This window comes from Paracoccus sp. KKT209, from assembly GCF_055635455.1.
Genome location: NZ_CM145758.1, coordinates 2,647,114 through 2,667,666, shown reverse-complemented (window position 1 = coordinate 2,667,666; position 20,553 = coordinate 2,647,114). Strand labels below are relative to the sequence as shown.

Genomic DNA, 20,553 nt, shown 5'->3' with positions numbered 1-20,553 from the left:
AGGGGGATGGAACCGGCGGGCCCGCAGCGGAATTGCTGAGATGCAACTGCTTTCACCGAAAGGGACTCCCATGGCCGACCGCAACAACAACGGTCTTTATTTCATCGTCGGCGCGATCGTCGTCGTCGTGGCGCTGCTGTTCTTCTTCATGTCCGGCGACAGCGTCGGCGACGCGACGGTGGATAGCGAAACCGCAATCGTGGACCCGGCGCCGGCCGGTGGCGACACCAATGTCATCGTGGACACGGCCCCCGAGGTCGACACCCCCGATGTCACCGTCGAGACCGACACCCCCGAAGTCGAGCCCGCTCCGGCCAACTGATCCCGTCCGGCTTGTCCGTGCGGATGCCGTCCCCGTGACGGCATCCCGCGCGCATCGGGGACAACCTGTCCGTGGTCGCACGGCAATCCTGCGGCCGCTGATCCGCCAAGCACGCCCCGCGCGGTCCCGCCGCTGTGGGGCGTTCGCATGTTTCCCTGTCTTCTCTGGCCTCGCAAGGACCCGCCCATGCTGATCCTGACCTGTCCCTGCTGCGGCATCGCCGCCGAGGAAACCGAATTGCAGCCCGGCGGCGAGGCGCATCTGATGCGCGTCGGCCCGCAGGGCACGGATGACGAGTTCGAGGCCTATCTGTTCGCCCGCAAGAACCCCAAGGGCGTGCATTTCGAACGCTGGCGCCACGCCTATGGCTGCGGCAAGTGGTTCCTGGCCGCCCGCTGCACGGCGACGCTGCAGGTCTTTGGCACCTACGAGGCGCAGACCAAGCATCCCCCGGCCCGGATCGTCGCGGCGATCCAGCAGACCTATCCCGACTGGCAACCCGACTGGACGACCGCGTCATGACCCACACGCCCCCCTTTCGCCTGTCCACCGGCGGCCGCCTTGTGGATCGCGCCCTGCAACTGCCCTTCCGCTTCGACGGGCGGCACCTGCGGGGGCTGACCGGCGACACGCTGGCCTCGGCCCTGCTGGCCAATGGCCAGATGCTGATGGGACGGTCCTTCAAGTATCACCGCCCGCGCGGTCCCATCGCCTCGGGCGCCGAGGAACCGAACGCCCTGCTGGGCCTGGGCCAGGGCGGCCGGTTCGAGCCGAACCAGCGCGCCACCACGACGCCCCTGGTGGCGGGCATGGTCACGCGCAGCCAGAACTGCTGGCCCTCGCTGGATGCCGATGTCGGCGAGGTGAACAACCTTTTGGCGCCCTTCCTGCCGGCGGGCTTCTACTACAAGACCTTCATCCATCCGCGCTCCTTCTGGAAGCACCTGTTCGAACCCTTCATCCGCAAAAGCGCGGGCCTGGGCCGGGCGCCGACCGACCCGGACCCGGACCGCTACGAACAGGCCTATGGCTTTGCCGATGTGGTCGTCGTGGGCGGCGGCATTGCCGGGCTGACCGCTGCCCGCGACGCGGCGGATGCGGGCCAGCGCGTCCTGGTGCTGGAACAGTCGCCGGTCTGGGGCGGGCGCACGCCTGTCGACCATGGCGGGGGGCAGGCGGCCATCGACGCGCTGCTGGACGAGCTGTCCCGCCGGGACAAGGTCACCCTGCGCCGCAACTGCATGGCGACGGGGCTTTACGACCATGGTTACCTGATCGCGCGCGAGGCGCTGGCCGACTACGACCCCAACCAGGGCATTCCCCGACAGCGCCTGTGGCGCATCCGCGCGGGCCATGTGATCGCCGCCACGGGGGCGCTGGAACGGCCGCTGGCCTTTGCCTGCAACGACGTGCCCGGCGTGATGCTGGCCAGTGCCGTGCGCGACTTCATCCGCGATTACGGGGTCGCCCCCGGCCGGCGCATCCTGGTGGTCACGAACAACGACGACGCCTATCGCACCGCCCTGGCGGCACAGGCCGCAGGGCTGGATGTGCCGGCCGTCGTCGATGCCCGCCCCGTGGCCGAGGGCGCGCTGCCCCGCGCGGCCCGCGCCGCCGGCATCACCGTGCTGACCGGCATGGGCATCGCCAAGGTCAAGGGCGGCCGCCATGTCAATACGGTGGTCCTTTGCGACCAGTCGGGCGAGGGGCGGGCGCTGGACAGCATCGATTGCGACGTGGTCGCCATGTCGGGCGGCTGGTCGCCGGTCGTGCATCTCTACAGCCATTGCGGCGGCAAGCTGATCTGGGACGAGGATGAGGCCATGTTCCGCCCCGACCCCGACCGCCCGCCCCTGGGCCCCGATGGACAGGGCAATGTCACCGTGGCAGGCGCCGCCAATGGCGATCTGCGCTGCGCAGGCCCGCTGGAGCAGTTCGAGGCGCCCACGCAGGCCGTCTGGGTCATGCCCGCCCGCGCCCCCTACAAGCTGCGCGCCAAGATGTGGCTGGATTTCCAGAACGACGTAAAGGTCACCGATGTCGAACTGGCCGCGCGCGAAGGCTATGCCTCGGTCGAGCATACCAAGCGCTATACCACGCTTGGCATGGCCACGGACCAGGGCAAGGTCAGCAACATCAACGGCCTGGCGATCCTGTCGAATGCGCTGAACCAGCCGATCCAGGCGACCGGCACGACGACCTTTCGTCCGCCCTACACGCCGCTGACCCTGGCCACGATCGCGGCCGAGGCCAAGGGAGAGGCCTTCCAGCCGCTGCGCAAGACGCCGATCCATGCCTGGCACGAGACGCATGGCGCCAGCTTCGAGCCCGTGGGCCAGTGGCGGCGTCCCTATGCCTATCTGCGCGGGGGAGAGGACCGGCACGCGGCCGTCGCGCGCGAGATCCTGGCGGTGCGCAAGGGCGTGGGCACGCTGGACGCCTCGACCCTGGGCAAGATCCTGGTCAAGGGGCCGGATGCCGGGCGGCTGCTGGACATGCTCTACACGAACATGATGTCCAACCTGCCGGTGGGCAAATGCCGCTATGGCCTGATGTGCAACGAGAACGGATTCCTGATGGATGACGGCGTCGTGGCGCGCCTGTCCGAGGACAGCTGGCTCTGCCACACCACGACCGGGGGCGCCGACCGCATCCATGGCCACATGGAGGACTGGCTGCAATGCGAATGGTGGGACTGGCAGGTTTATACCGCCAACCTGACCGAGCAGTTCGCCCAGATCGCCGTCGCCGGCCCCCAGGCGCACCTGCTGCTGGAACGCCTTGGCGGCAGCATCGACCTGTCGCAGGCGGGGCTGCCCTTCATGCAATGGGCCGAAGGGCAGGTGGCGGGCATCCCCGCCCGCGTCTTCCGGATCAGCTTTTCGGGCGAACTCAGCTATGAGGTCGCGGTGCCGGCGAACCGGGGCCTGGAACTGTGGGAAGGCCTGCACCAGGCCGGCCAGGACTTGGGCATCACCCCCTATGGCACCGAGGCCATGCATGTGATGCGTGCCGAAAAGGGCTTCATCATGATCGGGGACGAGACCGACGGCACGATCATCCCCCAGGACTTGGGACTGGACTGGGCCATCTCGAAGAAGAAGGCCGACTATATCGGCAAGCGCGCGCAGCGGCGCCTGCACATGACCGACAGCAACCGCTGGAAGCTGGTCGGGCTGGAAAGCCTGGACGGGCGGGTGCTGCCCGATGGCGCCTATGCCGTGGCCGAGGGCGTGAATGCCAATGGCCAGCGCCGGGTGCAGGGGCGCGTGACCTCCAGCTATCATTCGCCGACGCTGGACCGGCCGATCGCGATGGGCCTGGTTCATCACGGCCCGGCCCGGATGGGGCAGGTGCTGGATTTCCCGATGCCCTCGGGCACGACGATGCGGGCCCGGATCGTGGATCCGGTCTTTTACGACAAGGAAGGGAGCCGCCTGAATGGCTGAGGCACTGGCCACCATCACCCGCCAAACCGGCCTGGGGATGATCACCCTGCGCGCCGACCTGTCGCGTGCCGGCGATGCGCTGGCCGAGGCCGCGGGCCTGGCCCTTCCCGACCGGACGGGCATCGTCACCGACGGCAGCCGCGCCCTGGGCTGGATGTCGCCGGACGAGCTGCTGCTGATCCTGCCCGCGGCCGAACTGCCCGAGGCGACCCTCGCGCTGGAGCAGGCGCTGACCGGAGAGCCCGGCCTGGTCGTCGATGTCTCGGACGCGCGCGCGGTCTTTGACATCCTGGGTCCCCATGCCGCCGATGTGGTGGCCAAGCTGGCCCCGGTCGATGCCGCCGCCATGCCCCGGGGCCACCTGCGCCGCACGCGGCTGGCGCAGACCGCTGCGGCGATCTGGCGCATCGAGGGCGGCTTTCGCGTCATCGGCTTCCGTTCAACGGCCGATTATCTGGGGCTGATCCTGGCCAATGCCGCCATCCCCGGCAGCCAGCTGGCCCCGCGCTGAGCCTAGGCGCGACCTGCCGGCCGCTGGAACCGCGCCGGCCCCCTTGCGTTGGGCAGGCGAATGCGCGACCGTGCGCCCGGCTCGGCATCACCCCTCTGAAAGGATTGAAAACATGGCCTTCACCCTTCCCGATCTTCCCTATTCCCACGACGCTCTGGAAGCCGCCGGGATGTCCCGCGAGACGCTGGAATACCACCACGACAAGCACCACAACGCCTATGTCACCAAGCTGAACGAACTGGTGGCCGGGACCGAGTGGGACGGCAAGTCGCTGGAGGACATCGTCAAGGGCACCTACCAGAAGGGCGCCGTGGCGCAGAACGGCATCTTCAACAATGCCAGCCAGCACTGGAACCATGCCCAGTTCTGGGAAATGATGGCCCCGAACCCCGGCGCGATGCCGTCCGAGCTGGAATCGGCGATCAAGGACAGCTTCGGTTCGGTCGAGGACTTCAAGAAGAAGTTCACCGAGGCCGGCGTCGGCCAGTTCGGTTCGGGCTGGGCCTGGCTGGTCAAGAACGCCGATGGCGGGCTGGAGGTCACCAAGACCGAGAACGGCGTGAACCCGCTGTGCTTCGGCCAGACCGCGCTGCTGGGCTGCGACGTGTGGGAGCACAGCTACTACATCGACTTCCGCAATGCGCGCCCGAAGTACCTGGAAAACTTCCTGGACAACCTGGTGAACTGGGACAACGTGGCCTCGCGCCTCTGATCCCGCGCCATTCCGCATCAGGGCCCGCCGCGCGATCGGCGGGCCTTTTTCATGCGCGCGGCCAATGCCGGTGCCCCTGTGCGCCGGCATTGGCTTTTCCGGCCACGGCGGTATAAGACCTCTGAAACGCAAGACAGATCGGACCGAGGCGGCCATGGCCAACCAGAACGACAGCTTCATCGACGAGGTGACCGAGGAACTGCGCCGCGACCGGCTCTATGGCGCCTTCAGGCGCTATGGCTGGATCGGCATCCTGGTGATCCTGCTGATCGTCGGGGGCGCGGCCTGGCGCGAATACAGCCGCGCGCAGGATCGGGCCGCGGCCGAGGCCTGGGGCGACGCGATCCTGGCGGCCGAGGCGGCGGGCGATCCGGCGGCCATCCGCGCAGTCGATCCGCAGGGTTCCGCCGGGCGCGAGGTGCTGGCGGGCCTGCTGGCGGCCTCGACCGCCGCGCAGTCGGACCAGCCGGATGCGGCGGTCGAGGCCCTGCGGGACGTGTCGGGCGACACGCCCGATGGCAGCGTCCTGCATGACCTGGCCGAACTGAAGCTGGTGATGCTGGAAGGCCCCGACATGGACCCGTCCGAGCGTGACGCCCTGCTGGCGCGCCTGTCGCGCAGCGGCGCCCCCTTCGAGCTGTTGGCGCTGGAGCAGAAGGCCGTCGCCCTGATCGGTGCCGGGCGCCCCGAGGATGCCGTGACGCTGATCCGTCAGATCCAGCAGAAGGATGGCCTGACCGAGGCCTTGCGTCGCCGCCTGTCCGAGATGATGGTCGCCCTTGGCGCAGAGCCCGTGGCCGGCTTGGATGGCATGCCCGTAACCAACTGACCGCGGCGCGGCAGACAGAAACTGACGAGGGAGAGGCAGGGATGACCGCCACGCTGCGACTGACCTTGGTGCTTGCCGCCGGACTGGGCCTTGCGGCCTGCGCGGACCGTGACGTCATCCTGCCCGGAGAGCGTCTGGACCCGCTGGCCGTGACCTCGCCCGACGGTCCCGCGGTCGAGGGGCAGCCCGGCGTCAGCAGCACCGTGCTGTCGCTGGCGGCGCCCGTCACCAATGCCGAATGGACCCATCGCGGCGGCAATGCCGCCCATGCGCCGGGCCATGTCCAGCTGGGCGCGGCGGGCGCCCGGATCTGGTCCGCGCCGATCGGGCAGGGCGACAGCCGCCGCCATCGCATCACCGCCGATCCGGTCGTCGCAGGCGGCCGCATCTTTACCATGGATAGCCTTGCCCGCGTGACCGCGACGGCGCTGACGGGCGGGCGCGCCTGGTCGACCGACATCACCCCGGCGCTGGAGGATCCCGACAGCGCCTCGGGCGGGGGGCTGGCCTATGAGGGCGGCCGCCTCTTTGCCACCACCGGCTTTGGCGAACTGGTGGCGCTGGACGCCGCCTCGGGCGCGGTCCTGTGGCGGCAGCGCGTCGATGCGCCCATCGGCGGCGGCCCTGCGGTGCAGGATGGCGTCGTCTATGTCGCGGCGCGCAATTCCGTGGGCTGGGCCGTGCGCGCCAGCGACGGGCGGGTGCTTTGGCAGACCTCGGGCATGCCCTCAGGCTCGGGCGTGATGGGCGTGTCGGTTCCGGCGGTGCAGGGCAGCACCGTGCTGTTCCCGTTCTCCTCGGGGCAGGTGATGGCGGTGGATCGCGACAGCGGGCTGACCAACTGGACCGGGCAGATCGCCGGCACCCGGCAGGGCCGCAGCATCGCCGTCGTCCGCGACCTGACCGGCGATCCGGTGATCTCGGGCGGGCGGGTCTATGCCGGCACCTCCTCGGGGCGGATCGAGGCGATGGACCTGGCCACGGGGCTTCAGGACTGGAGCGCGCGCGACGGCGCCACCAGCCCGGTCGTCGTGGCGGGCGGTTCGGTCTTTGCGGTCAACGACCAGGCCGAGCTGGTGCGGCTGGATGCGGCCACCGGCGGCGTCATCTGGCGCCAGGCGCTGCCCTATTTCACGACCGAGCGCGTGCGCCGTCAAAGCGGCATCCATGCCCATTACGGACCGGTCCTTGCCGGAGGGCGGTTGCATGTCGCCTCCAGTGATGGCATGTTGCGCAGCTTCGATCCCGCCTCCGGCGCGCTGGTCGGCCAGGCGCAGATCCCCGGCGGGGCAGCCTCGGCCCCCGTCGTCGCCGGTCAAACCCTTTACGTCGTTGCGCGCAACGGCCAGTTGCATGCGTTCAGATGACATTCACACTCGCCATCGTCGGACGGCCCAATGTGGGCAAGTCCACCCTGTTCAACCGTCTGGTTGGCAAGAAACTCGCCTTGGTCGATGACCAGCCGGGCGTCACCCGCGACATCCGCGAGGGCGCCGGCCGCCTGGGGGACCTGCGCTTCGTCGTGATCGACAGCGCCGGCCTGGAGATGGCCGAGGACGACAGCCTGCAGGGCCGCATGCGCCGCCTGACTGAGCGCGCCGTGGACGAGGCCGACATCTGCCTGTTCGTGGTCGACGCCCGCATCGGCATCACCGCAGCCGACGAGTATTTCGCCGAGATCCTGCGCCGCCGTGCCAAGCACGTCATCATCGCCGCGAACAAGTCCGAGGGCCGTGCCGGAGAGGCGGGCGCCATGGAGGCCTATGCCCTTGGTCTGGGAGAGCCGATCCGCATCTCGGCCGAGCATGGCGAGGGGATGGACGACCTGTACCGGGTCCTGATGCCGCTGTCGGACCGGATCGAGGCCGAGCGTCCCGCGCCCATCGAGGCCGCGACCGACATCGACCTGAGCGACGAGGATGCCGAATCGGGCGAGGGGTCCGAGGACTGGCGCCCGTCCGAGGCGCGTCCGCTGCAGATGGCCGTGATCGGCCGTCCCAACGCGGGCAAGTCGACGCTGATCAACAAGATCCTGGGCGAGGATCGCCTGCTGACCGGTCCCGAGGCCGGGATCACCCGCGATTCGATCAGCGTGACCACGAATTTCATGGGCACGCCCATGCGCATCTTTGACACGGCCGGCATGCGCAAGCGCGCCCGCGTGACCGAGAAGCTGGAAAAGCTGTCGGTGGCCGACGGGTTGCGCGCGGTCCGCTTTGCCGAGGTGGTGGTCGTCCTGCTGGACGTCGAGATCCCCTTCGAGACCCAGGACCTGCGCATCGCCGACTTTGCCGAGACCGAGGGTCGCGCCGTCGTCGTGGCGGTCAACAAGTGGGACCTGGAGGATGACAAGTCCCACAAGCTGAACGAGATGCGCGCCAGTTTCGAAAAGCTGCTGCCGCAGCTGAAGGGGGCGCCGCTGGTCACCGTGTCGGCGCGCACCGGCAAGGGGCTGGACCGTCTGCATAATGCCGTCGTCAAGGCGCATGAGGTCTGGAACCGCCGGGTGTCCACCGCGCGGCTGAACCAGTGGCTGGGCGCGATGACCGAGAGCCACCCGCCCCCGGCGCCGGGTGGCCGCCGCATCCGCCTGCGGTACATGACGCAGGTCAAGACGCGGCCGCCGGCCTTCATCGTCAAGGCGACGCATACCGACAAGATCCCCGACAGCTACCAGCGTTACCTGATCAACGGGCTGCGGCAGGATTTCGACATGCCCGGCACGCCGATCCGCCTGTTCTTCCGCGACCAGGGGGGCGACAACCCCTTCAAGGCCAAGGCAACCAAGATCGTCCAGTCTGGCGCGCTGTCCAAGCACAAGAACCGCCAGAAGCCCAAGGGCAGCTGATCTCAGCTGGCCGCGCGCACCAGCACGGCCGCCATGCCCGAGATGCCCAGGATGGCGGCCAGCGCGATCATCGGGTCGCTGCCCATGGTGGTGACCGCAAGCCCGCAGAAGGCCCAGATCAGCGCCGCGGAATAGCCGATGCTGGGCCCGATCCACAGCTGCGCCGCCATGCCGATGGCGGCCCCCGGAAGGATCGCCAGCGCCGCCAGCGCCTGCACCGGCAGGGCCAGCCGGGCCGCGGCAAAACCCGCGAGGGACGCGGAAAGAAGGGCCGTAGCCCAGCCCGCGAAAAAGCCGATGGCCGGCCGCTGCCGCCCTGCGGCGCGGCGTGCGGCGACGACCGCCGTGCCCGCCGTCACCGCCGTGCCCAGCATCAGCCAGCCGGAATGCTCCGTGAACATCCAGGGCCACAGGGCCGCGCTGAACAGTGCGGCGGAAAACAGGGGCCAGATGCGGCCGCGCCCGGCGCGCAGGGTGTGGTCGTCGGAAAAATCGATCCACTGCCCGGCCGCATCCAGCAGGACCATGATCAGCACCGTCGCCAGCAGCGACCACATCAGCACATTGACGGGATCGAGATACAGCTGGGGGATCGACGCCGCGCTGGCTGCCTGGATCTGGGGTGGCGGCGGCAGCAGCGGACCCGCAAGCCGCGCGCTGGCCAAGTCATCCAGGACCGGCGCATGCGGCCGCCAGGCAAAGCGCAGCCCGGCGATCACGAAGATCGCCGTCGCCGCCGTCTGAACAAGATTTCCCACACGTACCATACCGGCCAACGCCGCTCAGCCTGCGGCAGTTGCGCGGCCCGGACGGGATGGAGGATCTTTTGGCCTCAGGCCAGCAGCCCCTCGGCCGTCAGGCACGTGGCACCTCCCAGATAGGGGTGCAGCGCGGCGGGCAGTTCGACCGAACCGTCGGCCTGCTGGCCGTTTTCCAGAACCGCGATCAGCGTACGCCCGACCGCAAGGCCCGACCCGTTCAGCGTGTGGACGAATTCTGGCTTGCCGCCGCCCTCGGGACGATAGCGGGCGTTCATCCGCCGCGCCTGGTAGTCGCCGCAATAGCTGACGCTGCTGATCTCGCGATAGCGGTCCTGGCCGGGCAGCCAGACTTCCAGGTCATGGGTGATGCGCGCGCCCGCGCCCATGTCGCCGGTGCACAGCACGATGGTCCGATAGGGCAGTTCCAGCGCCTCCAGCACCGCCTCGGCGCAGCGGGTCATGCGATCGTGTTCGGCCAGGCCGCTGTCGGCGTCGGTGATCGAGACCATCTCGACCTTCTCGAACTGGTGCTGGCGCAGCATGCCGGTGGTGTCGCGGCCAGCGCTGCCGGCCTCGGACCGAAAGCACTGGCTGTGCGCGACCATGCGCCGGGGCAGGGCGGACTGGTCCACCAGGTCGCCGTTCACGGTATTGGTCAGCGTCACTTCGGAGGTCGGGATCAGCCAGTACCCCTCGCGGGTCTTGTAGCTGTCCTCGCCGAACTTGGGCAACTGGCCCGTGCCCAGCATCATCTCCTCCAGCACCAGGACGGGGGTCCAGGTCTCCTGCAGGCCGTGGCGGTCGATATGCAGGTCCAGCATGAACTGTGCCAAAGCGCGATGGATGCGCGCCACGCCGCCTTTGAGCACGACGAAGCGGCTGCCCGACAACTTGGCGCCCGTCTCGAAATCCATCCCGGGCCGGACGCCCGCGATCTCGAAATGCTCGACCGGGGCAAAGTCCAGCGCCCGGGGGCTGCCCCAGCGTCGCAACTCGACGTTGTCCTCCTCGTCGCGGCCCTCGGGTACGCTCTCCAGCGGCAGGTTCGGGATGCCCAGCAGCAGGTCGCGCAGCTGCCCGTCCAGATCGGTGGCCTCGGCCTGCATACGGGCGATATCGGTCTTCTTCTCGGCCACCAGCGCCCGCAGGCGCTCGAATTCGGCCTCGTCGCCCTTGGCCTTGGCGGCGCCGACCTCCTTGCTGGCCCGGTTCTGCTCGGCCTGCGCCGTCTCGGCCGCACTGATCCGCGCCCGCCGCGCGCTGTCCAGCGACAGGATCTGCGAGGTCAGCCCCTGCAGGCCACGCCGGTTCAGGGCCTGCTCGAAGGCATCGGGGTTCTCTCGGATCGCACGGATGTCATGCATGGCGGCACCTTCACGGAAAATGGATTGCCGCATGCCTAGCGCAGGCCCGTCTGCAACAAAAGCCCGCGCTCCATCTTCTTTGTCCAAATAGGCCGGGGCACGCGCTGCAAGACGACGGGGCAGGGCCGCGCAGTTCAGTCCGCGCAGAACAGCCGATGCACCAGTGCCACCACTTCGGCGGCCCGCGGGTCGGCCACGGAATAAAGCCGTGCCTTGCCCTCGCGCCGGCAGGCGACCAGCCCCTCGGCGCGCAGCCGGGCCAGTTGCTGGCTGACGGTCGCCTGGCGCTGCTCCAGAAGCTGTTCCAGCTGTGTGACGGTCTTTTCACCCCCGGACAGGTGGCAGAGGATCATCATCCGGCCCTCATGCGCCAGCGCCTTCATCAGCGCTGCCGCCTCTGACACCCGTTCCAGCATCTCGGCCGGGCCGGGCGCGGGGGGACGCTGGCCGGTGTCCGCCTCGGGATCGGTCAGCGCGGTCATTCCGGCGCTCCGCTTTCGGGCAGGTCCAGGCCGGCGCGCTGCATCACCTCCTCCAGGACGGGATAGAAGTGCCGCCGGCCGACATAGCCCTCGACCCGCCCGATCTCGGTGCCCCGGTCCAGCAGGATGAAGCTGGGCGTCAGCCGCGGCCTGCGGTCCAGCGCCAGGCCATCGGGAAAGGGTCCCGCCACGTCCACCTCGAAGATCGGCGCCATGCGCCCGGCGGCCGAGGCGGCATAGCCCGGCCCGATCTCATCCCGCCAGAGGCGGCAAAAGTGACAGGCAGGAGAGGTCACCATCATCATCTGCAGGGGCCGGGCCTGCCAGTCGGGCTGCAGCGGGGCCGCATCTGCCGGAAAGGTCAGGGCAAGCGCCGCCAGTCCGCCCAGCACCATGCGCCGCGAGGCGGTGGGCGGGACAACGGCTGACAGCTGCCAGGCGAGGGGGCGCGACGGGGCGCGCATGGGCATCTCCAATCCTGATACCGACCACAATTAGGCAGCCCCGGCCCCCGTGGCAAGCGCCCTGAGGGGCGTGCGGGGATTGCCGCGCCGCGGCGTCTGGTCCAATCTGCCGCCGCAGGCCACAGCCGGGACAGGCGACGCGACAAGATGGACGACCTACTGACACCGCTGGTCCAGGGCGATCGCCGTGCCTTGTCGCGCGCGATCACCCTGGTCGAATCGACCCGTCCCGACCACCGTGCGCGTGCGCAGGCCCTGCTGGCGGCGCTGCCCGACCGGCAGGCGCTGCGGATCGGCCTGTCGGGAACGCCCGGCGTCGGCAAGTCGACCTTCATCGAAGCCTTCGGCACCCGGCTGACGCGGCAGGGGCTGGGGGTGGCGGTGCTGGCGGTGGACCCGTCCTCGACGCGGTCAGGCGGTTCGATCCTGGGCGACAAGACGCGGATGGAGCTGCTGTCGCGCAATCCGCGCGCCTATATCCGGCCCAGTCCCTCCAGCGCGCATCTGGGCGGCGTGGCGCGGCGCACGCGCGAGGCGATCCGCCTGTGCGAGGCCGCGGGATTTGACGTGGTCCTGATCGAAACCGTCGGCGTCGGCCAGTCCGAGACCCTGGTGGCCCAGATGTCGGACCTGTTCGTCCTGCTGCTGGCCCCCGCAGGCGGCGACGAGCTGCAGGGGGTCAAGCGCGGCATCATGGAGATGGCCGACCTGATCCTGGTCAACAAGGCCGATGGCGACCTGCTGGCAACGGCCCGGCGCACCGTTGCCGACTATGCGGGCGCCCTGCGCCTGCTGCGCAAGCGGCCGCAGGACCCCGAGGGCTTCCCCAAGGCACTGCCGGTCTCGGCCACGACGGGCTCGGGGCTGGACGAGGCCTGGGACCAGATGCAGGACCTGGTGCAATGGCGGCGCGATCACGGGTATTTCGACCGCAACCGGGCCGATCAGGCGCGCGACTGGTTCCTGGCCGAACTGCGCGCCGGGCTGCTGGCGCAGCTGGACCGGCCCGAGGCGCGCCGCCGGGTCGAGGATCTGGGCCGCGCGGTGGCGGCGGGCGACCTGCCCCCCGGCCAGGCCGCGGCCGAGGTGCTGGACTGGCTGGCCGGGGATCGCGCGCAATAGCTGCCCGATTTCGCGCCCCCTCCCTGGCCGGAATCGGTTAGAACGGGGGCGAAAGGGGGGCATCATGCGCGACCTGACCGATCACGACCGTCTTTACGCGGCGCTTCTGGCGCGCGACCCCGCCTATGAAGGGGTGGCGCTGGTGGGCGTCACCTCGACCGGGATCTTCTGCCGGTTGACCTGCCCGGCGCGCAAGCCACTGGCCCGCAACTGCCGCTGGTTCGCGACCGCCGGACAGGCGCGGGCCGCAGGTTTTCGCCCCTGCCTGCGCTGCAACCCGCAGGGCCCGCAGGCCGAGGCACATCCGATCATCGCGGAACTGACCGGCGCCTTGGCGGACCAGCCCGCGCATCGCTGGTCCGAGGCCGACTTGGTGGCGCGGGGGCTGGACCCCTCGACCGTGCGGCGGCTGTTCCGGCAACATTACGGCCAAAGCTTTCTGCAGATGGCGCGGGCCGCGCGGCTGCGGCAGGGGCTGGCCCGGCTTCATCAGGGGGATGCGATGATCGAGGCGCAACTGGATTCGGGATTCGATTCGGCCTCGGGCTTTCGACAGGCCTTCCGCGCGCTGTTCGGCCATGCGCCGCACCAGATGCGCGGCAGTGGCGACCTGAACGCGGATTGGATCGACACGCCGCTTGGCGGCATGATCGCGATCGCCGACGACCGGGCGCTGCACCTGCTGGAATTCATCGACAGGAAGGCGCTGCCAGAGGGGCTGCGGCGGCTGTCCGCGCTGGTCGGGGGCCGTATCGGCCTGGGGCGCAACGGGATCATCAACCGCACCGAAGCCGCGCTGGAGGGCTTTTTCGCCGGGCGCGACGGGCGGCTGGACCTGCCGGTCCGGATGCACGGAACTGCTTTCCAGTTGCGGGTGTGGCAGGAATTGCAGGCGATCCCCCCCGGCCAGACCCGCAGCTATGGCCAACTGGCCGCCGCGATCGGCCAGCCCTCGGCCGTGCGGGCGGTGGCGCGGGCGAATGGCGCCAACCGGCTGGCGCTGGTCGTGCCCTGCCACCGGGTGATCGGCGCGGACGGCACCATGACCGGCTATGCGGGCGGGCTGTGGCGCAAGGAAAGGCTGATCGCGCTGGAGGCATCCTGGCGCGACGCGGGCATGGAAATGCCCGACAAGGCTTGACTGGGGGCGCGGGGACCTGTAACCACCCGCGAACGGAATTCCGGGCGCTGCCTCGCGGCGCCCTTTCACATTGGGACGGACCCACCGCCGGGGACGCCCGCGTAGCTGAGACGAAGGAACACACCATGTCGCGCGTCTGCGAACTGACCGGCAAAGGCCCGATGACCGGTAACAATGTCAGCCATGCCAACAACAAGACCCGTCGCCGGTTCCTGCCGAACCTGAACGAGGTCACGCTGCTGTCCGAAAAGCTGGGCCGCGGCTACTCGCTGCGGATCTCGGCCGCGGCGCTGCGCTCGGTCGATCACCGGGGCGGCCTGGACGCCTTCCTGGCCAAGGCCAAGGACACCGAGCTGTCGGACCGCGCGCTGAAGATCAAGCGCGACCTGGTCAAGGCCGAAGGCGCCGCCGCCACCGCCTGATCGCCTGCCTCGTTTCGATTGCATCGCCCCGCCCTCCGGTGGGGCTTTTGCACATGCGCTGCGGCCTGTTGTCCGGGCGGACCCCGCACGGCGATTGCCTGCTGACCTTTCCTGCAGACCGAATTAGGTTGCGGCCATGTTCCGTCCCGTTCCCCTGCTTCTGATCTTGGCCGTGATGCTGACCAGCATCGGGCTGGGCGCGGCCCGTGGAACGATACGCCAGGGCACCGAGGTGGTCCTGTGCGCCGGCCATGGCGTGGTGGTGGCCCGCCTGCCGGATGGCGGGGAGGGGCAAGCGCGGATCTGTCCCGACATGGCGCTGTCGCTGCTGGCCGTGATCGGCCTGCCGGATCCCGCCCTGCCGCTGCGCGCGCCGCTGCCGCAGCCCGGTCCCCTGGCCCTGATCGCCGGCCACGTCCCGGTGCTGGAAGCGGTGATTCGTGTCCGGGGCCCCCCGGCCCCTCAGCCTGCCTGAGACCGACACGAATTCCATCAAGGACCGACAGATGAAGACCCTGACCCTTGCCGCGCTTGCGGCCCTGCTGCCCGTTGCCGCCCTGGCCCATGACGGCATGCACATCAACGACGCCTATGCGCGCAGCACCAATCCCAAGACCGCGGCCGTGTTCCTGCAGCTGGCCAATCATCGCGCGGTGGACTGCACGCTGCAGGGCATCTCGACCGAGGCGGCCGAGCGGGCCGAGCTGCACACCCATCTGGAAACCGACGGCGTGATGCGCATGATCCATCTGGAGGAGGGGATCACTGTCCACGCCGGAGAGGTGCATGACCTTGTCCGGGGCGGCGATCATGTGATGCTGCTGGGCCTGACGCGCCCGCTGACGCAGGGCGACAGCCTGACGCTGGCCTTCGATTTCGGCGATTGCGGCACCGAGGAGGCCGAGGCCGTCGTGGACAATAATCGCGCCGAAGCCGCAGCCACGGCCGACGCCGCCCATGCCGGTCATTAGATCCGCCCGATGATCACCCGAAGGCTGGCCCGGCAGGTCGGCCTTCGGACTTCAGGCCGCCTGCGCGCGCCGCACCAGTTCGGCGGCGGCCGGCCCCAGGTGGTCCACGATCAGGCGCACCCCCTGCGCAGAAGGATGGACCCCGTCACGCAGCAGCAGCCGGCCGCGCCGGGCGCGCGGAACCGCCGCCAGCGGCGCATAAAGGTCGGGCAGCAGCAGCGCGTCGTGCCGCGCCGCCAGCCGTGGCCACATCCGGGCCCATGCCCCGCGCCAGGCGGCACCGCCACCGGGCGCCTGGACGCCCACCAGCAGCAGCGGCCGCCCGCCCTGACTGGCCGTCGTCAGGATCGCGTCCAGGTTCCCCTCGGCCTGTTCAGCGCTCCAGCCGCGCAGCATGTCGTTGCCGCCCAGCTCCACCATGACCGCATCGGGCCGGTGACGCCGCAGCGACAGCTGGATTCGGACGCGCCCGCCATAGGTCGTGTCGCCCGACAGCCCGCCGTCGATCAGCCGGGCCGGATGGCCGCGATCGGCCAGCCAGCCCGACAGCCGCGGCACCAGCCCCTCGGTCGGGCCAAGGCCATATCCTGCGGTCAGGCTGTCGCCAAAGCACAGCAGGCCGGGGGGCGGCGCGGCCTCGGCCGGGTGCGTCAGGGCCAGGGCGGCGGCCCCGGCCAGGACGTTGCGGCGGGTGGGACTCATCCCGCGCGCCTCAGCCGCAGGGCATTGCCCACCACGAAGACCGAGGACAGCGCCATCGCCCCCGCACCCAGCATCGGCGACAGTTGCGGCCCGCCAAAGGGCACCAGCACGCCCATGGCAACCGGGATCAGCGCGGTGTTATAGGCAAACGCCCAGAACAGGTTCTGGCGGATGTTGCGCATCACCGCGCGCGACAGCCGGATCGCCCGCACCACGCCCTGCGGATCGCCCGACATCAGCACCGCATCCGCCGATTCGATGGCGATGTCGGTGCCGGTGCCAATGGCGATGCCGGTCTCGGCCGCCGCCAGGGCAGGGGCGTCGTTGATGCCGTCGCCGACAAAGACGCTGCCCTTGCCCATGCTGCGGATCGTGGTCAGCTTGTCTTCCGGTGTCAGGCCGCCCTCGATCCGGTCGATGCCCAGCCTGGCGCCGACGGCCCGCGCTGTGGCGGGCAGGTCGCCCGACAACATCGCCGTCTCCAGCCCCAGCTGGTGCAGGGCGGCGACGGTCGGCGCGGCCTCGGCGCGTTCGGGATCGGCCAGGGCAAAGGTCGCGACATGCCGCCCCTCCACCGCCAGATGCACCGGGGTCGCGCCCTCGGCGGCGGCCCGGTCGGCCTCGTCCATCAGCGCCGCCGCCGGCACGACGCCCGCGCCCTCCAGTGCCGCGCGGTTGCCGATCAGCAGCGCCTGTCCTTCCACGGTGGCGGTCAGGCCGCGCCCGGGCGTGGCGGTGACATCCAGGGCCTCGGGCAGGTCCAGCCCCTCGGCCTCGGACAGGATCGCGGCGGCCAGCGGATGTTCGGACCGCGCCTCGGCTGCGGCGGTCAGGCGCAGGGCGTCGTCGCGCCCGGTGCCGTCGGTCCAGATCGCGGTGACGCGTGGGCGCCCCTGGGTCAGGGTGCCGGTCTTGTCAAAGCTCACGATCCGCGCCTCGGCCAGCTTTTGCAGTGCATCGCCGCGCCGGAACAGCACGCCCAGCTGCGCGCCCCGCCCGCTGCCCACCATGATCGAGACCGGCACCGCCAGCCCCATCGCGCAGGGGCAGGCGATGATCAGCACGGCGACGGCGGCGACGACCGCCTCGGCCAGGCCCGGCCCAAAGGCCAGCCACAGCGCAAAGGCCAGCAGCGCCAGCCCCATCACCACCGGGACAAAGACGCGGGTGATCCGGTCCACCAGCGCCTGCACCGGCAGCCGCGTGGCCTGCGCCTGTTCCACAAGAGCCACGATGCGCGACAGGACGGTGTCGGCCCCCGTCGCGGTCACCCGGAAGGTCAGGGCCGAGGATCCGTTGACCGTGCCGCCCGTGACTGCATCGCCGGGCGCCTTGGCGGCGGGGATCGGCTCTCCGGTCAGCATGGATTCGTCCACCGGGCCGGAGCCTTCGGTGATGACGCCATCCAGCGCCACGCGTTCGCCCGGCGCCAGACGGACCAGGTCGCCCGGTCGCAGGTCCGCGACGGCCACCTGTTCCGGCTTGCCGTCGCGCAGGACGGTCGCATGTTCAGGGACCAGCGCGATCAGCTGGCGGATCGCCTCGCCGGCCTGGCCCTTGGCCCGTGCCTCCAGCCAGCGGCCCATCAGGATCAGGGTCACGATGACGGCGGCGGCCTCGAAATAGACATGGCGCGAGGCAACCGGGACAAGCTGCGGCGCCAGCGTAACGACGGTCGAGAACAGGAAGGCCGCCCCAGCCCCCAAAGCGACCAGGCTGTTCATCTCGGGCGCGCCGCGCATCAGCGCAGGGATGCCGGTGGTGAAAAAGCGACGGCCCGGCCCCACCAGCACCGCCAGCGTCAACGCCAGCTGCGCCAGCCACAGGACCTGCGTCGGGACAAGCCCGTGCAGCCAGTGGTGAAAGGCGGGGAACAGGTGGCCCCCCATCTCGGCCACGAAGACCGGAACGGTCAGCGCCAGCGCCGTCAGAAAGGCGCGACGCAGGGCAGGGGCCTCGTCCGGGGGCGGGGCCGCGGGCTGGTCGGGCTGCTGGACCTGCGCGGGATAGCCCAGGTCGGTGACGATCCGCGCCAGCGCCTCGGGCGTCAGGTTCGGGGCATGGGTCACCTGGGCGCGATGCGTGGCCAGGTTCACCTGCGCCTCGGCCACGTCGGGACGCGCCGACAGCACGCGGGTGATACGCCCCGAGCACGAGGCGCAGCTCATGCCCTCGATCGCCAGGCGGGTGGTGATCAGTTCGGCGGGATAGCCCGCCTGCGTCAGCGCCTCCTGCACCTGCGGAAGGGTGGCGCCGTCAAGGCGCAGATGCGCGCGCTTGGTGATCGGGTTCACGTTGATGTCGGCGGTGCCTGGCAGGTCGGTCAGCGCGCGGGTCACGCGGCCGGCGCAGGCGCCGCAGCTGATGCCCGGGACGGGCAGGTCAAGGGTGATGGCAGAGGTCATGTCCGGATCCACTGATATTGCGGGAAGGGCGATGCAATATCAGGGCGGCCGGCGGGGCCTGCGGGCGCATGGGCGCGCGATCGGGCAGATCGCGGCGCGGATGGGCGTCCAGGTGCTGCGGCTCGGGCCGGGGGGCGGGCCGCGACAGGCGCAGCCGCGCCGCGGGATGGCAGCGGCAGGCACGATCGCCCCGGCCCCGGCACCGATGGGCGGGACGGGGGGACGCCGTGCGGGCGTGGCAATCCGGGCGGGGCATGTCGCGGCTCATGTGAAACAGATGTGGCCCCGGGGCCCGCCGGTCAAGGGCAGAGGGCCCCGCAACGCCGTCGTGAGTTGCAGCGGGCCCCGTTTTTCCTGTATCGGTGGGGAAACGAACTGGACGAGGATATCCGCCATGAACCGTCGTCAGCTGATCTCGCTGGCCGCCCTGCTGGCTGCAACGCCCTCGCTGGTGATGGCGCAGGCCGCCCCTGCGGCGGCGCCCGCCGTGGCCCAGGCCGACCCCTATGTACCGACCGAGGTCGCCATCCGTGATGATTTCGAGGTCGGCAGCATCGTGGTCGTCAGCCGGGATTTCTTCCTCTATCACGTCGTGGCTCCGGGCCGGGCGATCCGCTACGGCGTTGCCGTCGGTCGCGATGAACTGGTCTGGAAGGGCAAGGCCACCATCGGGCGCAAGGTCGAATGGCCCAGCTGGCGCCCGACCAACGACATGATCGAGCGCAACCCGACGGCCTACCAGAAATATGCCGACGGCATGCCAGGCGGGCCGACGAACCCCCTGGGCGCGCGGGCGCTGTATCTGTACAACGAGAACGGTCAGGACACCGCGATCCGCATCCATGGCACGACCGAGCCGGGATCGATCGGGCGCGCGGTGTCGAACGGCTGCCTGCGGATGCGCAACGAGGCCGTGATCAGCCTGTTCGACCAGGTGCCGATCGGCACGCCCGTCTACGTCTTCTGATCTTGAACCTGCGCCTGTCCCGCGTGGCCGACCCTGCGCTGTCGGGGTTCGACCAGATCATCGATGCCCGCTCTCCGGCGGAATTCGCCGAGGATCACCTGCCCGGCGCGATCAACCTGCCCGTCCTGGACGACGAGGAGCGGGCCCGCGTCGGCACGATCTACAAGCAGGTTTCGCCCTTTGATGCCCGCAAGATCGGCGGTGCGCTGGTCATCTCGGCCATCGCGCGCCACATCGCCGGGCCATTGTCCGGGCAGGACGGGGCCTGGAAGCCGCTGGTCTATTGCTGGCGCGGCGGCCAGCGGTCGGGCGCCTTCACCACGTTGCTGCGCGAAGTTGGCTGGCGGGCCGCGCGGGTTGAGGGCGGTTACAAGGCCTGGCGGCGGCTGGTGGTGGACCTGGTGCAGAACGGGCCCGTGCCCTCGCCCGTGATCGTCCTGGACGGCAATACCGGCAGCGCCAAGACCGAGATCCTGCTGCGCCTGGCCGAGCGCGGGCACCAGGTCATCGACCTGGAGGGGCTGGCGAACCATCGGGGCAGCATCTTCGGCGGCATGCCCGGCGGGCAGCCCAGCCAGAAGATGTTCGAAGGCCGGCTGGCCCTGGCCTTCGAGGCACTGGACCCCGCCCGCCCGGTCCTGGTCGAGGCCGAGAGCAGCCGCATCGGTAACCTGAACCTGCCCAAGGCGATGTGGCAGGCGATCTGCGCCGCGCCGCGCATCCGGCTGGAGGTGCCCGTCGCGGCGCGCGCCGCCTTCACCGCCGACCGCTATGAGGAGGTGCTGAGCGACGGGGCGCGCATGGAGCCGATCCTGACGCTGCTGGCGCCCCTGCACCCTGCGGCCCGGATTGAAAGCTGGCGCGCGCTGATCGAGGCCCGCGACTGGCGCCTTCTGTCCGAAGGGCTGCTGAGCGATCATTACGATCCACGCTACAACAGCCACCGTGCCCGCCATGACGATGGGCGCGGGCAGATCGTGCCAGTGGCGGATCTGCGCGACCTGGAGGCGGCTGCCGGCGCCGTCGAAGCCGCCTTAGCGCGGATGACGGGCTGAGGGCCGTCCTGCCGACACCGCCTCCC

General features: G+C 70.2%; 21 protein-coding genes. 15 read left to right on the top strand and 6 right to left on the bottom strand.

Features of this window, described 5'->3' with window-relative positions; genetic code table 11:
* The first annotated feature begins 70 nt into the window (after nucleotides 1-70).
* From ACZ2G3_RS13180 to der, 8 genes are all read left to right on the top strand, one after another.
* Nucleotides 71-322, top strand: a complete 252-nt coding sequence (locus ACZ2G3_RS13180; protein WP_419270338.1) for a hypothetical protein — start codon at nucleotides 71-73, stop codon at nucleotides 320-322.
* Nucleotides 323-508: 186 nt separating this feature from the next.
* Entirely contained in the window at nucleotides 509-844 is a 336-nt protein-coding gene (locus ACZ2G3_RS13175; RefSeq protein WP_470396477.1) for a sarcosine oxidase subunit delta, read from the top strand.
* Nucleotides 841-3,771, top strand: a complete 2,931-nt coding sequence (locus ACZ2G3_RS13170; RefSeq protein WP_470396476.1) for a sarcosine oxidase subunit alpha family protein — start codon at nucleotides 841-843, stop codon at nucleotides 3,769-3,771. Before ACZ2G3_RS13175 ends, ACZ2G3_RS13170 begins: the two co-directional genes overlap by 4 nt.
* Nucleotides 3,764-4,282: a sarcosine oxidase subunit gamma gene (locus ACZ2G3_RS13165; protein WP_470396475.1), complete on the top strand. Its 519-nt coding sequence runs from the start codon at nucleotides 3,764-3,766 to the stop codon at nucleotides 4,280-4,282. Before ACZ2G3_RS13170 ends, ACZ2G3_RS13165 begins: the two co-directional genes overlap by 8 nt.
* A 112-nt stretch (nucleotides 4,283-4,394) precedes the next feature.
* Nucleotides 4,395-4,994, top strand: coding sequence for a superoxide dismutase (locus tag ACZ2G3_RS13160; protein ID WP_470396474.1), 600 nt, complete (start codon nucleotides 4,395-4,397; stop codon nucleotides 4,992-4,994).
* A gap of 154 nt (nucleotides 4,995-5,148) precedes the next feature.
* Nucleotides 5,149-5,823: a tetratricopeptide repeat protein gene (locus tag ACZ2G3_RS13155; RefSeq protein WP_470396473.1), complete on the top strand. Its 675-nt coding sequence runs from the start codon at nucleotides 5,149-5,151 to the stop codon at nucleotides 5,821-5,823.
* 41 nt (nucleotides 5,824-5,864) lie between these two features.
* On the top strand, nucleotides 5,865-7,190 hold the full coding sequence (locus ACZ2G3_RS13150) for an outer membrane protein assembly factor BamB family protein (protein ID WP_470396472.1): 1,326 nt from the start codon (nucleotides 5,865-5,867) through the stop codon (nucleotides 7,188-7,190).
* Nucleotides 7,187-8,671, top strand: a complete 1,485-nt coding sequence (gene der, locus ACZ2G3_RS13145) for a ribosome biogenesis GTPase Der (protein ID WP_419270325.1) — start codon at nucleotides 7,187-7,189, stop codon at nucleotides 8,669-8,671. Before ACZ2G3_RS13150 ends, der begins: the two co-directional genes overlap by 4 nt.
* Nucleotides 8,672-8,673: 2 nt before the next feature.
* Here der and ACZ2G3_RS13140 read toward each other — a convergent pair whose 3' ends face one another.
* The 4 genes from ACZ2G3_RS13140 to ACZ2G3_RS13125 form a co-directional block, all read right to left on the bottom strand.
* A complete protein-coding gene (locus ACZ2G3_RS13140; RefSeq protein WP_470396471.1) occupies nucleotides 8,674-9,429 on the bottom strand; it encodes a hypothetical protein in 756 nt (251 codons plus the stop codon).
* A gap of 74 nt (nucleotides 9,430-9,503) precedes the next feature.
* Nucleotides 9,504-10,796 (bottom strand): serine--tRNA ligase, encoded by a 1,293-nt coding sequence (gene serS, locus ACZ2G3_RS13135; protein WP_470396470.1) that lies wholly within the window; start codon nucleotides 10,794-10,796, stop codon nucleotides 9,504-9,506.
* Nucleotides 10,797-10,930: 134 nt separating this feature from the next.
* Complete coding sequence (locus ACZ2G3_RS13130) at nucleotides 10,931-11,278, bottom strand: ArsR/SmtB family transcription factor (protein ID WP_419270319.1); 348 nt, start codon at nucleotides 11,276-11,278, stop codon at nucleotides 10,931-10,933.
* Nucleotides 11,275-11,748, bottom strand: coding sequence for a thioredoxin domain-containing protein (locus tag ACZ2G3_RS13125; protein WP_470396469.1), 474 nt, complete (start codon nucleotides 11,746-11,748; stop codon nucleotides 11,275-11,277). The genes ACZ2G3_RS13130 and ACZ2G3_RS13125 overlap by 4 nt, the downstream gene beginning before the upstream one ends.
* 141 nt (nucleotides 11,749-11,889) lie before the next feature.
* Between ACZ2G3_RS13125 and meaB the strand changes: the two genes are divergently transcribed.
* The 5 genes from meaB to ACZ2G3_RS13100 all read left to right on the top strand — a co-directional run bounded on the left by meaB (nucleotide 11,890) and on the right by ACZ2G3_RS13100 (nucleotide 15,398).
* Complete coding sequence (gene meaB, locus ACZ2G3_RS13120; RefSeq protein ID WP_470396468.1) at nucleotides 11,890-12,864, top strand: methylmalonyl Co-A mutase-associated GTPase MeaB; 975 nt, start codon at nucleotides 11,890-11,892, stop codon at nucleotides 12,862-12,864.
* Between the two features lie 64 nt (nucleotides 12,865-12,928).
* Complete coding sequence (locus tag ACZ2G3_RS13115) at nucleotides 12,929-14,005, top strand: bifunctional transcriptional activator/DNA repair enzyme AdaA (protein WP_470396466.1); 1,077 nt, start codon at nucleotides 12,929-12,931, stop codon at nucleotides 14,003-14,005.
* Nucleotides 14,006-14,130: 125 nt separating this feature from the next.
* Nucleotides 14,131-14,427: a 50S ribosomal protein L28 gene (rpmB, locus tag ACZ2G3_RS13110; RefSeq protein WP_419270313.1), complete on the top strand. Its 297-nt coding sequence runs from the start codon at nucleotides 14,131-14,133 to the stop codon at nucleotides 14,425-14,427.
* Between the two features lie 136 nt (nucleotides 14,428-14,563).
* Nucleotides 14,564-14,902, top strand: a complete 339-nt coding sequence (locus ACZ2G3_RS13105; RefSeq protein ID WP_470396465.1) for a hypothetical protein — start codon at nucleotides 14,564-14,566, stop codon at nucleotides 14,900-14,902.
* Between the two features lie 31 nt (nucleotides 14,903-14,933).
* Nucleotides 14,934-15,398: a copper chaperone PCu(A)C gene (locus ACZ2G3_RS13100; RefSeq protein ID WP_470396464.1), complete on the top strand. Its 465-nt coding sequence runs from the start codon at nucleotides 14,934-14,936 to the stop codon at nucleotides 15,396-15,398.
* Between the two features lie 51 nt (nucleotides 15,399-15,449).
* Here the strand turns inward: ACZ2G3_RS13100 and ACZ2G3_RS13095 are convergent, their stop codons facing one another.
* Both ACZ2G3_RS13095 and ACZ2G3_RS13090 read right to left on the bottom strand, forming a co-directional pair.
* Entirely contained in the window at nucleotides 15,450-16,100 is a 651-nt protein-coding gene (locus ACZ2G3_RS13095) for an arylesterase (protein ID WP_470396463.1), read from the bottom strand.
* Nucleotides 16,097-18,505 carry a heavy metal translocating P-type ATPase gene (locus tag ACZ2G3_RS13090; RefSeq protein ID WP_470396461.1) on the bottom strand — a complete coding sequence of 803 codons (2,409 nt, stop codon included), beginning with the start codon at nucleotides 18,503-18,505 and terminating at the stop codon, nucleotides 16,097-16,099. The genes ACZ2G3_RS13095 and ACZ2G3_RS13090 overlap by 4 nt, the downstream gene beginning before the upstream one ends.
* Nucleotides 18,506-18,899: 394 nt before the next feature.
* Here ACZ2G3_RS13090 and ACZ2G3_RS13085 point away from each other — a divergent pair, with 394 nt between their 5' ends.
* Nucleotides 18,900-19,472 carry a L,D-transpeptidase gene (locus ACZ2G3_RS13085; protein ID WP_419270497.1) on the top strand — a complete coding sequence of 191 codons (573 nt, stop codon included), beginning with the start codon at nucleotides 18,900-18,902 and terminating at the stop codon, nucleotides 19,470-19,472.
* Between the two features lie 2 nt (nucleotides 19,473-19,474).
* Nucleotides 19,475-20,527 (top strand): tRNA 2-selenouridine(34) synthase MnmH, encoded by a 1,053-nt coding sequence (gene mnmH / locus ACZ2G3_RS13080; RefSeq protein ID WP_470396459.1) that lies wholly within the window; start codon nucleotides 19,475-19,477, stop codon nucleotides 20,525-20,527.
* Nucleotides 20,528-20,553 lie beyond the last annotated feature (26 nt).